This window comes from Streptomyces sp. NPDC021212 (genome assembly GCF_044332925.1).
Taxonomy (GTDB): Bacteria; Actinomycetota; Actinomycetes; order Streptomycetales; family Streptomycetaceae; genus Streptomyces.
This window is the reverse complement of the sequence record NZ_JBIRPZ010000001.1, coordinates 289,785-303,335: the sequence shown is the minus strand read 5'-3', so window position 1 is coordinate 303,335 and position 13,551 is coordinate 289,785. Positions and strand designations below refer to the sequence as shown.

Sequence of the window (13,551 nt, the reverse complement as noted above, 5' to 3'; positions counted from 1 at the left end):
GCACACGCCCCGGACCGGCCCCTGTGATCTGTCTCAGCCTGCCGTGGGCACGGGAGCACGGTCCGTTCCGGCCGCCGCTGTCAGGTCGGACTCCACGGGATCCTCCCCCGGCGCGGGTCCGGCCTGCGGCTCGGAGGTGTGCTCGGCCTCGGGAGCGGAGGTGTAGGGGATGTCGCCGCGGAGGACGGCCCTGGCCCGGGTCTCGTCGAGCTGCCCCTCCCACTTGGCCACCGCCAGGGTGGCGACGCCGTTGCCGACCACGCTGGTCAGGGCGCGGGCCTCGGACATGAAGCGGTCGACGCCGAAGATGAGCGCCAGCGCGGCGACGGGTACGTGCGGAATCGCGCTGAGGGTGGCGGCCAGGGCGATGAAGCCGGAGCCGGTGACACCGGCGGCGCCCTTGGACGTGACCAGCATGACGGCGAGCATCGACAGTTGCTCGGCGAAGCTGAGGTCGATGCCGAGGGCCTGGGCGAGGAAGACCGCGCCCATGGTCAGGTAGATCGCGGTGCCGTCGAGGTTGAAGGAGTAGCCGGCGGGCATGGTGATGCCGACGACCGGCTTGGAGGCGCCCGCGTGCTGCAGCTTGCCCATCATGCGCGGCAGCACCGGCTCGCTGGACGAGGTGCCCAGGACGATCAGCAGCTCTTCCTTGATGTAGCGGAGGAAGGGCAGCAGGCGCAGGCCGTTGAGGCGCATGACCGCCCCCAGGACGACCAGGACGAAGAACAGGGCGGTGAGCCAGAAGGAGCCGACCAGCAGGAAGAGGTGGCGCAGGGTGTCCAGTCCGTAGTTGCCGATGGTGAAGGCCATGGAGCCGAAGGCGCCGACCGGGGCCAGCCGCATGATCCAGCGGATGAGCGTGAACAGGACCTTGGACAGCTTCTCGATGCCCTGGGTGATCCCCGAACCCGCCTCGCCGGCGGCGTTCAGGCCGAAGCCGAACAGCACCGAGATCAGCAGCACCGGCAGGATCTCCTGGCCGGTCAGCGCGCTGATCAGGGTGTCCGGGATGATGGCGAGGACGAACGCGGCGAAGCTCTCATGGCTCGCGGTCGCCTCCGGTGGCAGGCCCTCGGTCGAGAGCGTGGAGACGTCGACGTGCAGTCCGCTGCCGGGCTGGACGACGTTGACGACGACCAGGCCGATCACCATGGCCACGGTGGTCAGCACCTCGAAGTAGATCAGCGCCTTGAGGCTGACCCGGCCGACGGCGCGCGCGTTGCCCATGGAGGCGATGCCGTGGACGACGGTACAGAAGATGATCGGCGCGATCATCATGCGCACCAGGGCGATGAACCCATCCCCCAGGGGTTTCAGCTCGGCTCCGAAGGACGGCCACAGCCAGCCGACGGCGGCCCCGGCGAGGACGCCGATCAGGCACTGGACGTAGAGCAGGGACAGCAGCCGGCGGATGCGGCGCGGGGGAGCGGTGCCGGTACCCGGGGCGGCGTCATTGCGGCTCATGCGGGGCGTCCTTCCAGGACGGGAACGAGAAGTTCGGCTCGGGCGATGCGGCGGGCGGCGCGGTGCAGCAGCACCGTGGGGGAGGCGCCGTCCACGGCGGGGACGGCTTGGGCGGTGATGACACCTGCCGGAGTGCCCAGCCGCAGCGTGCCGTCGGCGGTCTGCCGGGCGACGCGGTGGGCGAGGGTGCCGGGGATGGCGGCTGCGGTGGCCAGGGCGACGGCCGAGGTGAGGCCGACCGCCGGGTGGGGTGCGTGCATGGAGACCATGCGTACGGCCAGGTCGTACGCGTCCTGTCCGACGAGGGTGCCATGGGTGGTGCGGTACGCGGCAGGTCGTGCGACGACACCGACCTTCGGCACGGCGTGGCTGACGGGATCGCTCTCCTCGGCCAGGCCCATGGCCAGGGCGGCCCGGCGGCGCAGCACGGTGAGCGCGGGCACCGCCGCGGAGAACTCGGCCAGGGACTCGGTGCCGTCGAGGCCGAATGCCTTGGCCTCGAACAACGCTGCCGGAGCGCCGGCGTCGACCAGGGACGCCTCGACCGGACCGGCGGACCCGGTCAGGGCGTCCACGGCGTGGCCGGTCGGCAGGGCGCGCCCCGTGGCCGTACCCGCCGGGTCCTCGAAACCGAGCAGGACCGGCACACCGAGCGCGGCTGTGCCGGGTACGGCGGCCGTGCCCTCGTCGGGGGCCGTACTGCCCGGGGTGGGGATGGTGCCGCTGAGGCGGGCCCCGGTGTTGACGTTGAGCATGCGCACCGTGGTGGAGTCCGGCGTGATGCGCACCAGGCCGTTGTGGACGGCGTACAGGGCGACGGCGGTGGCGCAGTTGCCGCAGTTGCTGGTCCACTCCACGCGCTCGTCGCCGATACCGACCTGTGCGAAGGCGTACTCGACGTCGACGCCCGGCTCGGCCGACGTCCGTACGATCGCCGCCTTGGAGGTGGTGGAGGAGGCACCGCCGACGCCGTCGATCTGACGGGGGTCGGCAGCGTTGTAGGCGGCGAGCAGCACGGTGTCGGCATCCACGCCGGTCGCCACCACATCGTGGTGGTCGAAGATCCAGCACTTGCTGGTTCCTCCGCGGATCATCTCGCCCTGCAGACGCAACACAACAGACTCCTCATGGAAACCCCGACGGCACTTCCGTGCTGGGTGTGATCCACAGTGGGGGCGGAGAGAGTGAAGTACAATCTCGAAAATCTGCATGGCTATTAAGTTGAAATTAACTCTGGAGGTGGGGCGATGCTCGATGTCCGGCGCATCCTGCTCTTCACCGAGGTCGCCCGCCGGGGCTCGGTCACCGCGACCGCGCGGGCTCTGAACTACACTCCGTCAGCGGTATCACAGCAGGTCAGCCGCCTGGAAGGGGAGGCCGGGCAGCCCCTGCTGGAGCGCCATGCGCGCGGCGTCACGCTCACCGACGCGGGACGCGCCCTGGCCGAGCGCGGAGAGCGGATCAAGCGCGAACTGACCGCCGCGGAGAACGAGCTGGCCGACTTCGCGGGACTGCGTACGGGCACCCTCCGCATCGGAACCTTTCCCACCGTCGGCGCGTCCCTCCTCCCCCGGGCCGTGATCGCCTTCCGGGAAGCACACCCCGACGTCACGCTGACGGTGCGCAGCGCCCGCATCGCGGGCCTGTGGGCGATGCTGGAGAACCGGGAGATCGAGATGTCCCTGATGTGGGACTACGACTGGAACCGCATCGACCGCGAGGACATCGTCGTCACCTCACTCGCCGACGACCCCCCGGCCCTCCTCGTCAGCAAGGACCACCCCCTCGCCGGCCGCCCGATGGCCGCCCTCGCGGACTTCGCGAACGACCCCTGGATCACCCGCGCCGACCACCACCCGGTGGCCGAAGCCCTCGCCCGCAGTTGTCACACCGCCGGATTCGAGCCGCAGATCGCCTATGAGGCCCACGACTACCAGGAGGCCCAGGCCATGGTGGCCGCGGGCATCGGCGTCGCCCTCGCCCCCACCCTGGCACTGGAAGGCATCCGGGACGGCGTCGGTGTGCTGCCCCTGCAGCCCCCCGCTCCGGTACGCCGCATCCTCCTCGTCCGCATGAACGACCACGCCCTCACCCCTGCCGCGCAGTCCTTCGCGGGCTTCCTGCACGACAGCGCGACAGCCGGCGCGTCGTCGTGACGCAGATTCCACGCGGCACAAAGTGGTACTCGTGACGACGTAGCAGGCCACACTGCGCCGGCCAACACCGACGTCAGGCAGTGGCTGCTGCAAACCGACTCACTCGAAGACTTCCTGCAGACACTTGCCGACGCAGCGCTCGAACTGTCCCTCGCCCAAGGCGCCGGGCTCACACTGCAACGGGACGGTCGGCCACTGACCGTGGTCAGTTCCGGCGTCGCGGCACCGGAACTGGACGAGAAGCAGTACGGCCAGGACGACGGCCCTTGCCTGCAGTCCCTGCGCACCGGAGAAGAACTCCTCGTCAGCGACATGTACGCGGAGACCAGGTGGGGCGACTATCCCGCCTACGCCGTCACCTGCGGGATGCGGTCCTCCCTCTCCTTGCCGATAGCCGCCCGCACCCACACCGCCGGCGCCCTCAACCTGTACGCCGCCCCGCCGGAGGCGTACGAGGAGACCGATCTCACCCCCTTGCGCTCACTCGCCGCTCAGGCAACCGGCGCCATCGCACTGGCCCAGCGCATCACCGACACAGAGCGCGCCCCTGGACCTCGAGGACGCGCTGGACGAACGCGGCTACGACGACCTCCTGGAGGAGGGGTACTCGCCACCGGAAAAGCCCCTGGGAGTCACCAAGGCGGGCACCACGGCCGCGGAACAGCACGAGGGAGAATCCCTCGACCAAAGGCTCGCCCAGGAGAATCCGGACGTCGGGCCGAAGGAAGGCGACGGTGTCGGTGACCTGCCCGGCGGCGAGGGGGAATCGCTGGATCCCGAGGCCGGTGAGGAGCGGGCAGGGCGGCTGCTGGCTCCGGACGAGGGAACCCACGCGGACACGGACAAGGAATTGTGGGCTTCCGATGTCGGCATCGACGCCGGTGCCGCTGGTGCCGAAGAAGCGGCTGTTCACGTCGTGGACGAGGAGGTCCTCTCCGAAGAATCCCCGGATCGGAGCCCGGACGAACGGCCGTGACCGGCGGCTGGCCGACGTGGGCCGTATGGGCGTCCATTCCGGCCGGGCACGCCTGCGTGCGGCACCGCGCCACCCACGACGGAGCCATCTTCCGCACACGCCTCAGTTCACATCGATGCCGATGAGACAGGTGTCGTCGTCGGTGTCGGAGCGCGCGTGCGTCAGCAGGGCGTCGAGGTGTGCACCGAGTTCCGGGGTGGCGGCGCCGACGGTGGCCAGGAGCTGTTCGAGCGCCTTCTCCACGGAGCGGTCCCGGCGCTCGATCAGCCCGTCGGTGTACATCAGCAACCGGTCGCCCGGCGCCAGGGCGAGCCGGCTCTCCTCGTACTCCGCCTCGGCGGCCGCGCCCAGCAGGATGCCGCCGGGCAGCGGCAGGACGGCGGCGGTGCCCTCGTGGATGAGGACCGGCGGCGGGTGGCCGGCCCGCGCCCAGTCCAGCACCCGGGTCTGCGGATCGTAGATGCCGCAGACCACGGTGGCCGTGACGTGTTCGGTGAGATGGTGGGCCACGGTGTTCAGCCAGTCCAGGAGCCGGGCCGGGCCCGCCCCCGTCGCGGCGAGACCGCGCAGCGCGTTGCGCAGGACCACCATGCCCGTCGCCGCCTCGATGCCGTGGCCGGCCACGTCGCCGACCGCCAGCAACACCTTCTTCTGGGGCAGGGCGACGGCGTCGTACCAGTCGCCGCCCACCAGATGCGTCTCCTCGGCAGGGCGGTAGCGCACCGCCACGTGCAGTCCCGCGATGTCGACCGGGGCGGGGGACGGGGGCATGATGGCCCGCTGCAACTGGAGGGCCAGCCGGTTGCGTTCGGCGGCCTCCTGCTCGGTGTCGGCGAGCCGGTCCCGCGTGGCCGCGAGCGCCACTTCCGTCCAGTGCTGGCTGGAGAAGTCCTGGTAGGCCCCGCGCACCGCGAGCAGGTGCCCGGACGGATCGGTGACCGGCTCCGCGACGACGCGGATGTGGCGGACGGCTCCGTCGGCCGGCTGCAGGCGGAATGCGGTCGAGGCGGCGTGGCGATGGTGCAGAAGGGTGCGCAGGAAGCGGCCGATGGCCACGGAGTCATCGGGATGCGCATGGTGGCGCAGCCGCTCCACCGGCACGGGGGGCGCGGTGGGCGGGAGGTCGAAGAGCGAGAACAGATGCCTGTTCCACAGGATCTCGCCGCTGACGGCGTCCTCCTGGAAGCCACCGATCCGGCCGAGCCGCTGGACGTGTTCGAGCAGGGTGCCCAGCCGCGCCGTCTCGTCCTCCAGCCGCCAGCTCAGCAGCACCGCGTCCCCGTGGCGGCCGATGCCCACGGTGACGAGCCCGGTCCGGGACACATCGTCGGCCAGGACGCGCAGGGCCATCCGTTCCGCGCGGAACGGCTCGCCCGTCGCGTGGACCCGCAACACCTCCTCGTACAGGCCGCCTTCGCGAGCGGTACGGGGGTAAGCCTCCAGCAGCCGCATGCCCGTGATCACGGTGCGTGGGCGGCCCGCCGGATCGGCGAAGCGCTCGTTGGCGTAGGCGATGGAGAAGTCGGCCACCTGGTCGTGGTCGTCGAGCACCGGCCGCAGGACCAGCACCGGATCGAGCAGGCCGTCGGCGAGATCCATCGCGGGGCCGCCCGGCAGCGCCGGGTCCGCCGCGGCGCCGGTCGCCGTCTCCTCCGTGCGGGGAAGGGCGTGGGCGCACAGGTCGGCCAGCGCGTTCAGCTGGCGGCGGACCGGGCCGGACAGCGGGGGCTGCGGATGGCGCCAGCACACCTCCAGAACACCGAGGACGCGGCCGCCCCACTCGGCCGGAAGCGCGGTACGTGCGCCGTGGCCGCCCTGGCGCCCACCGATGCCCGCCGCGTCGGCGGGCATCGCCGCGCACCACTGCGCCCGCCGTTCGGCCAGGGCGCGTTGAGGGAGCACCCCGAGGCCCGGCGGTACGTACCGCCACCGCTCGCCCTCGCCACGGGGAAAGCCCGCGTGCCCGGCGAGGGCCAGCGCGCCGCCGGGGGCCACGGACCACAGGGCCACCGCGCTCACCCCGAGGGGGGCGAGCGCCTGCTCCAGCAGCGTGTCCACCACCGTCTGGGCGTCGCCTGTGAGCGATCCGGCCTCCGCCGTCCGCAGCCGCAGGACGTCGGGAGAGCCGTGGTGTGCGCCGCCGGGCCCGTGCGGCGCGCTGGGCAGTGCCCGGGCCACCGTGTCCCCGACCGCTCCGTTGACCACGTCGGCGGCCAGCTCCGGAAGCGGCAGCCCGGCGGCCCTGGCCAGTTCCTCCAGATGGCGGGCAGCCTGCGTCGGGCCGCCGTGGCCGCGTTCGACCAGGATTCCGGTGGCGATGCCGATCAGAGCCCGCTCGTCCGCGGCCTCCCGCGCGGCGGTCAGCTCGCCGCGCAGCCGCTCGACGGTGGCCGCCAGCGCGTCCAGACGCCGTTCGCGCCTCGTCATCGATGCAGCCAGCGGCGCACACAGGCCACCAGCTCATCGGCGTCCAGAGGCTTGGTGATGTAGTCACTGGCCCCGGCGGCCAGCGTCTGCTCCCGGTCGCCCGCCATGGCCTTGGCGGTCACCGCGATGATCGGCAGATCGACGTACTCGGGCATGGCCCTGATCGCCGCGGTGGCCGCGTAGCCGTCCATCTCGGGCATCATGATGTCCATCAGCAGCAGCTCGACCGCCCCGTGCCGGGACAGCATCTCCAGCCCCATGCGCCCGTTCTCGGCGTGCAGGACGTGCATGCCGTACAGCTCCAGGATGCCGGTGAGCGCGTACACGTTACGGGTGTCGTCGTCCACGATCAGTACCACTCGCCCGGCGAGGTCGCTGTCCGCGCCCGTGCTCGCGGGACCGGCCGCGAGGACGGCCGGCGCGGAGGCGGCGGGTGGCGCCAGGGGCAGGACGCCGGACGGCCGATCGGCCGTCAGATGCAGGATGATGCGCTCGCGCAGCTCGTCCAGGCTCGTCAACAGCTCCCAGGGCTCGCCCTGGAAGCGATCCGTCAGCCGCCGGTTCCAGCGGGGGTCCAGCCGCCGGGCGTGGTGGGCCAGGACCGGCACGTGCCGGGCGGCCGGGACGCGGTCCAGCTCGTCGAGCAGGCGCAGGGCCGCCTCTTCGGGCATGTCGAGGCCGAGGACGACGCAGTGGCACGGCTCGTCGGCGAGCGCCGCGGCGGCCTCCCGCGCGTCGGCCACGGTCCGCACCCGCACCGCGCCGGTCGCGTTGCCGCCGTCCGCCAGCTCGGCCACGGCGCTCTCGGCCAGGAGCGCCAGCAGCCCGTGCGGCTGCTGTTCGACCACCAGCAGGTGGCGCTGGACCACGGCATCGGCGGCCGGTGGTGCCGGAGCGGGCTCCTGCTCGTCCTCGCCCCGCGGTGCCGCGCCGGGGAGGGCGGAGCTGCCGACGGGCAGATAGAAGGTGAAGGTGCTGCCCTCGCCCAGGGTGCTGGCGGCGTGCAGTGTCCCGCCCAGCAGTTGGGCGATCTCCCGGCTGATGGAAAGGCCGAGACCGGTGCCGCCGTACTTGCGGCTCGTGGTGCCGTCCGCCTGCTGGAACGCCCCGAAGATGGCCTCGAGATGCTGTTCGGCGATCCCTATGCCGGTGTCCACGACCTTGAACGCCAGCACGGGCCCCCGGCCGCGGACATCCTGCGGGAGATCGGATTCCTCGGCGGGCGCGATGCGCAGCTCCACGCAGCCGGACTCGGTGAACTTCACCGCGTTGGACAGCAGATTGCGCAGCACCTGGCGCATCCGGGAGTCGTCCGTGACGAGTTCGGCGGGGACGGCGGGCGAGACGCTGATGCGGAAGTCGAGGCCCTTCTGCGCCGTCATCGGGCGGAAGGTGGCTTCCACATAGTCGAGCAGCCGCCGCAGCGGCACCCGCTCGGGTGCGATGTCCATCTTGCCGGCCTCGACCTTGGACAGGTCCAGGATGTCGTCGATGAGCTGCAGCAGATCGGATCCCGCCGAGTGGATGACGCCCGCGTACTCGACCTGCTTGGGGGTGAGGTTCCGGGACGGGTTCTGCGCCAGTAGCTGGGCGAGGATCAGCAGGCTGTTGAGCGGGGTGCGCAGCTCGTGGCTCATGTTGGCCAGGAACTCCGACTTGTACTTGGAGGCCAGCGTGAGCTGCCGGGCCCGTTCCTCCAGCTCCTGCCGGGCCTGTTCGATCTCCCGGGTCTTGGCCTCGATGTCGCGGTTCTGCGCGGCCAGCAGGGCGGCCTTGTCCTCCAGTTCGGCGTTGGAGTTCTGCAGTTCGTCCTGGCGTGCCTGTAACTCCTGGGAGCGCGCCTGGAGCTCGGCGGTCAGCCGCTGGGACTCCTCCAGCAGCTCGTCGGTCCTGGCGTTGGCCACGATGGTGTTGACGTTGACCCCGATGGTCTCCATGAGCTGATCGAGGAAGTCCCGGTGGACCTGGGTGAAGCGGCCGACCGAGGCCACCTCGATGACGCCGAGGACCTGCTCCTCGACCACGATGGGCAGCACGAGGAGGCTGGACACCTCGGCCGCGCCGAGCCCGGAGGAGACGGTGACGTAACCGGGCGGAAGCTGCTCGACGCCGATGGTGCGGCGGCTGCGCGCGGCCTGCCCGACGAGCGACTCGCCGAGCCGGAACGCCACCGGCCGGTCCCCGGCTTCCACGGCGGGCAGCCCGTAGGAGCCGAGAAGCCGCAGTTCCGTCCCGCGCGGGGTGTCGTGGGCGAGGTAGAAGCCGCCGTACTGGGCGCCGACCAGCGGGGTCAGCCGGTCCATGACCAGCTCGGCGACCACCGCCAGATCCCGCCGGCCCTGCATCAGCCCGGAGATAAGGGCGAGGTTGGTCTTGAGCCAGTCCTGCTCCTGGTTGGTGCGGGTGGTCTCGCGCAGGGACTCCACCATGGCGTTGATGTTGTCCTTCAGCTCGGCGACCTCGCCGGAGGCGTCCACCGTGATGGAGCGCGTCAGGTCCCCCTCGGCCACGGCGCTGGTGACCTCGGCGATGGCCCGGACCTGGCGGGTCAGGTTCCCGGCCAGCTCGTTGACGTTCTCGGTCAGCCGCTTCCAGGTCCCGGACACGCCCTCGACCTCGGCCTGACCGCCGAGCCGCCCTTCGCTGCCCACCTCGCGGGCCACGCGCGTGACCTCGGCGGCGAACGAGGACAGCTGGTCCACCATCGTGTTGATGGTGGTCTTCAACTCCAGGATCTCGCCCCGCGCGTCGACATCGATCTTGCGCGTGAGATCGCCCTGGGCCACCGCCGTGGTGACCTGCGCGATGTTGCGGACCTGATTGGTCAGGTTGTTCGCCATGGAGTTGACGTTGTCGGTCAGGTCCTTCCAGGTGCCCGCCACGTGGGGCACCTGCGCCTGGCCGCCGAGCATCCCCTCGGTGCCCACCTCGCGGGCCACCCGCGTCACCTCGTCCGCGAACGCGGAGAGGGTGGTCACCATGGTGTTGATCACGCCGGCGAGCGCGGCCACCTCGCCCTTGGCCTCGACGGTGATCTTCTGCGACAGGTCGCCGCGGGCCACCGCCGTCGCCACCTGGGCGATGGACCGCACCTGGCTGGTGAGGTTGGACGCCATCACGTTGACGTTGTCGGTCAGGTCCTTCCAGGTGCCCGAGACGCCCCGGACGGTGGCCTGACCGCCGAGGTTGCCCTCGGTGCCCACCTCGCGGGCCACCCGGGTCACCTCGTCGGCGAAGGCCGACAGCTGATCGACCATCGTGTTGATGGTGGTCTTCAGCTCCAGGATCTCGCCCCGCGCGTCCACCCGGATCTTCTGCGACAGATCGCCCTGCGCCACGGCGGTGGTGACCTGGGCGATGGACCGGACCTGGGCGGTGAGGTTGTCGCCCATCACGTTGACCGACTCGGTGAGGTCCTTCCAGGTGCCCGAGACGCCCTGGACATCGGCCTGACCGCCGAGGCGGCCCTCGGTGCCGACGTCGCGGGCCACGCGGGTGACCTCGGCGGCGAACGAGGACAGCTGGTCCACCATCGTGTTGATGGTGGTCTTCAACTCCAGGATCTCGCCCCGCGCGTCGACATCGATCTTGCGCGTGAGATCGCCCTGGGCCACCGCCGTGGCCACGCGGGCGATCGACCGCACCTGGGCGGTGAGGTTGCCTGCCATGAAGTTGACCGAGTCGGTCAGGTCCCGCCAGGTGCCGCCGACGCCCGGCACCTGGGCCTGGCCGCCCAGGATGCCCTCGGTGCCCACCTCGCGGGCCACCCGCGTCACCTCGTCCGCGAACGAGGACAGTTCGTCCACCATCGTGTTGATGGTGTTCTTCAGCTCGTGGATCTCGCCCCGCGCCACGACCGTGATCTTCTGCGAGAGGTCACCCTTGGCCACCGCCGTGGCGACCTGGGCGATGTCGCGCACCTGCGTGGTCAGGTTGCCGGCCATGGCGTTGACGGAGTCGGTGAGGTCCTTCCAGGTGCCGTCCACCCCGGGCACCGCTGCCTGGCCGCCGAGACGGCCCTCGGTGCCCACCTCCCGGGCCACCCGGGTCACCTCGGAGGTGAACAGCGACAACTGGTCGACCATGCCGTTGAAGACCGTGGCGATCTCCCCCAGGAGGCCGTCCCGGTCGGTCGGCAGATGGGTGCCGAAGTCGCCGTCCCTGACCGCCGTGAGGCCGACCAGCAACTGCCGCAACTCCGGCTCCGCGACCGTTCCGGCGCCACGGCCCGCAGCCGTACGCGCACCCGTGCGCTGTCCCGCGCCGGAACTCACCGCCATGGTTCTCCGCCCCTCGAGTAGCGGTCCCGCTCACCGGGTGCCCCCGGGTGAGGGGCCGGTGAGCCTTCGGCCCGGGAGTGATCAGGTGCTCCGAGCCGCCATACTGCCACAGTTGCCGCCTGGCAACTATTGACGAACCGGCCCCACCTACCCGGAAGCTGACACGTTCGAGTGTCACCGCGACAGTGATGAGCGAACGCCCGACGCCTGTGGTACGAGAGCCCCGGAGATAATTGTCGTACGACAATTGTTGTCGCCATGGTGCATAGAATGCGCTCGCGGTGATCACGGACCCGGCCGCACCCCCGGCGCGTTTCGAGAAGCAGGACGATGTGGACACAATTTCTACGGTCGAGCGGGCGCTGCGCACAGCCCCACCCCACGCTCTGCTCGATGTCGTCGCGGCCGCCCTGGCGGAGCAGTGCGGCGCCGAACAGGTAGAGCTGCGCCTGGCGGACTACGGCATGCGGTCGCTCCAGACCGTGAATCCGGGGGCACCCGGCGCCGAGCCGGTGTCCATCCAGGACAGCCCCCAGGGCCGCGCCTTCGGGTCGCAGGAGCCGTGCGTCGTCCGGCACGGCGGGCAAGGCCGGCAGGGCCGACACGGCGCAGTGACCGTGCACCTGCCGATGACCATCCGCGGCGGCCGGATGGGGGTGCTGTCCGTACGGCTACCCGCCGAGCAGGACGCACGGGCCTGGACGCCCCACCTCCAGGCGGTCTGTGAGGCCCTCGGCCATGAGATTCTCGTCGCCGAGCGCGACACGGACCTCTATCTCCTGGCCCGGCGCACCACCCGGCTGACCCTGGCCGCCGAGATGCAGTGGCAGTTGCTGCCCGGCCGCTCCTGTTCACGTCCCGAGTTCTCGCTCGGGGCACATCTGGAGCCGGCGTACGCGATCTTCGGCGACAACTTCGACTGGTCCGCCTCCGCCGACCATCTGACGCTCACCATCACCAATGGCATGGGGGAGGGCATCGAGGCGTCGCTGCTGACCAGCCTCGCCGTCAGCGCACTGCGCAACGCGCGGCGCGCGGGTCTCGGCCTCTGCGATCAGGCAAGCCTGGCCGACCAGGCGGTCTACGCCCAGTACCGGGGTGAGGCCCACGTGTCGGCGCTGCTGCTGCGGTTCGACTTCACGACCGGGGACGTGGAGGTCGTGGACGCGGGGTCGCCGCGGATGTGGCGCCAGCGGGAGCGCGCGGTGGAGTCCGTCCGGTTCGACGCGCAGTTGCCGCTCGGGATGTTCGAGGACACCGTCTACGTCGCCGAGCACTTCACCGCCCACCCCGGCGATCGCTTCCTGTTCGGGAGCGACGGGGTGTACGAGGCGCTGTCCGTATCGGGTGAGAGCTACGGGGAGCGGGCGCTGACCCGCGCCCTGGGCAACACCCGGCTGCTGCCGCCCGCCCAGGTGCCCCAGGCGGTCCTGCGCCAGCTCGCCGACTTCCGCTCCGGCACCCCGCTCGTCGACGACGCGCTGGTGGTCTGCCTCGACTGGTACGGGCGGATGGAACGGGAGAAACCGCAGGAATCAGAAGAACCAGAAGAAGGGGCACCGGAAGCGGAATCTCCGGAAATCGTTGCTATGTGACAACCATGCCCGGATGACAACAATCCGGTGCCCGGATGCGACAATCGGGGGACGGGCGGGGAGGGACGGGGGACGGGCCGTGGCGCATGAGGCGATCAGGCACGCGGGCCCGCGCCCGGCGAGGGGTTCAGGCGGACCGCACCGCGCCGTCCGCGTCGTCCGCGTCATCCGGCCGGCGGACCGGCGCCGTCGCTTCCACGGCTTCCTGGAACCCCTTCAGCCCCTCCAGCAGCGCCTTGCGGGCGGTCGGGGTCATGGCGGCGATGGCGGTCAGCAGGGCCTCCTCCCGGCGGGCCCGCAGTTCGAGCAGATACGCCTTGCCGTGGCTGGTCAGCCGCAGTTCGAGCTCCCGGCGGCTGACCGGGCTGGGCGCGCGCTCCACGAATCCGAGGGCCTGCAGCCGGTCGCACAGACGGCTCACGGACGAGGGCGCCGAGCCCAGCAGCTCCCCGAGCGTGCGGAGGTTGATGCCCTCCTCGCGGTCCAGGCTGTACAACACGCGCAGCTGTGACGCCGACACCGGGGACGAGGAGACGGCGTCCCGTCCCCGCTCCCACAGCACCTCGAGCAGTTCGATCACCTCGCACGCCATCCGAGCGGCGTCCCGGGACCGACGGTGAGAGGGTGCCGGATTCACGCCCATAACAGTG

8 protein-coding genes and 1 pseudogene are annotated in these 13,551 nt (G+C 71.2%); 4 read left to right on the top strand and 5 right to left on the bottom strand.

All coding sequences use genetic code 11. The features are described 5' to 3' along the window. Positions 1–33: 33 nt before the first annotated feature. Complete coding sequence (gene dctA / locus ACH4SI_RS01280; RefSeq protein ID WP_398291237.1) at positions 34–1,467, bottom strand: C4-dicarboxylate transporter DctA; 1,434 nt, start codon at positions 1,465–1,467, stop codon at positions 34–36. Next, entirely contained in the window at positions 1,464–2,582 is a 1,119-nt protein-coding gene (locus ACH4SI_RS01275) for a PrpF domain-containing protein (RefSeq protein WP_398291235.1), read from the bottom strand. Before ACH4SI_RS01275 ends, dctA begins: the two co-directional genes overlap by 4 nt. Before the next feature lie 132 nt (positions 2,583–2,714). On the opposite strand from ACH4SI_RS01275, the gene ACH4SI_RS01270 reads away from it, so the two are divergent. From ACH4SI_RS01270 to ACH4SI_RS01260, 3 genes and pseudogenes are all read left to right on the top strand, one after another. Next, positions 2,715–3,623, top strand: a complete 909-nt coding sequence (locus ACH4SI_RS01270; protein WP_398291233.1) for a LysR family transcriptional regulator — start codon at positions 2,715–2,717, stop codon at positions 3,621–3,623. Between the two features lie 84 nt (positions 3,624–3,707). Next, positions 3,708–4,076: pseudogene (locus tag ACH4SI_RS01265) on the top strand (GAF domain-containing protein); the annotation flags it as partial. Positions 4,077–4,170: 94 nt separating this feature from the next. Then, positions 4,171–4,599 (top strand): DUF5709 domain-containing protein, encoded by a 429-nt coding sequence (locus ACH4SI_RS01260; protein ID WP_398292294.1) that lies wholly within the window; start codon positions 4,171–4,173, stop codon positions 4,597–4,599. A gap of 102 nt (positions 4,600–4,701) precedes the next feature. On the opposite strand, the gene ACH4SI_RS01255 is transcribed toward ACH4SI_RS01260, so the two are convergent. Beyond that, entirely contained in the window at positions 4,702–7,026 is a 2,325-nt protein-coding gene (locus ACH4SI_RS01255) for a SpoIIE family protein phosphatase (RefSeq protein ID WP_398291231.1), read from the bottom strand. Beyond that, a complete protein-coding gene (locus ACH4SI_RS01250) occupies positions 7,023–11,306 on the bottom strand; it encodes a HAMP domain-containing protein (protein ID WP_398291229.1) in 4,284 nt (1,427 codons plus the stop codon). Before ACH4SI_RS01250 ends, ACH4SI_RS01255 begins: the two co-directional genes overlap by 4 nt. Positions 11,307–11,638: 332 nt before the next feature. Between ACH4SI_RS01250 and ACH4SI_RS01245 the strand changes: the two genes are divergently transcribed. Continuing rightward, positions 11,639–12,901: a PP2C family protein-serine/threonine phosphatase gene (locus ACH4SI_RS01245; protein ID WP_398292292.1), complete on the top strand. Its 1,263-nt coding sequence runs from the start codon at positions 11,639–11,641 to the stop codon at positions 12,899–12,901. 127 nt (positions 12,902–13,028) lie between these two features. Here ACH4SI_RS01245 and ACH4SI_RS01240 read toward each other — a convergent pair whose 3' ends face one another. Beyond that, entirely contained in the window at positions 13,029–13,544 is a 516-nt protein-coding gene (locus tag ACH4SI_RS01240; protein WP_398291227.1) for a MarR family winged helix-turn-helix transcriptional regulator, read from the bottom strand. Positions 13,545–13,551 lie beyond the last annotated feature (7 nt).

Bases quoted from the DNA above. Each gene is read 5' to 3' on its own strand.
- ACH4SI_RS01250 (WP_398291229.1), bottom strand. From the start codon at position 11,306: ATGGCGGTGAGTTCCGGCGCGGGACAGCGCACGGGTGCGCGTACGGCT.
- ACH4SI_RS01240 (WP_398291227.1), bottom strand. From the start codon at position 13,544: ATGGGCGTGAATCCGGCACCCTCTCACCGTCGGTCCCGGGACGCCGCT.
- ACH4SI_RS01255 (WP_398291231.1), bottom strand. From the start codon at position 7,026: ATGACGAGGCGCGAACGGCGTCTGGACGCGCTGGCGGCCACCGTCGAG.
- ACH4SI_RS01270 (WP_398291233.1), top strand. From the start codon at position 2,715: ATGCTCGATGTCCGGCGCATCCTGCTCTTCACCGAGGTCGCCCGCCGG.
- dctA (WP_398291237.1), bottom strand. From the start codon at position 1,467: ATGAGCCGCAATGACGCCGCCCCGGGTACCGGCACCGCTCCCCCGCGC.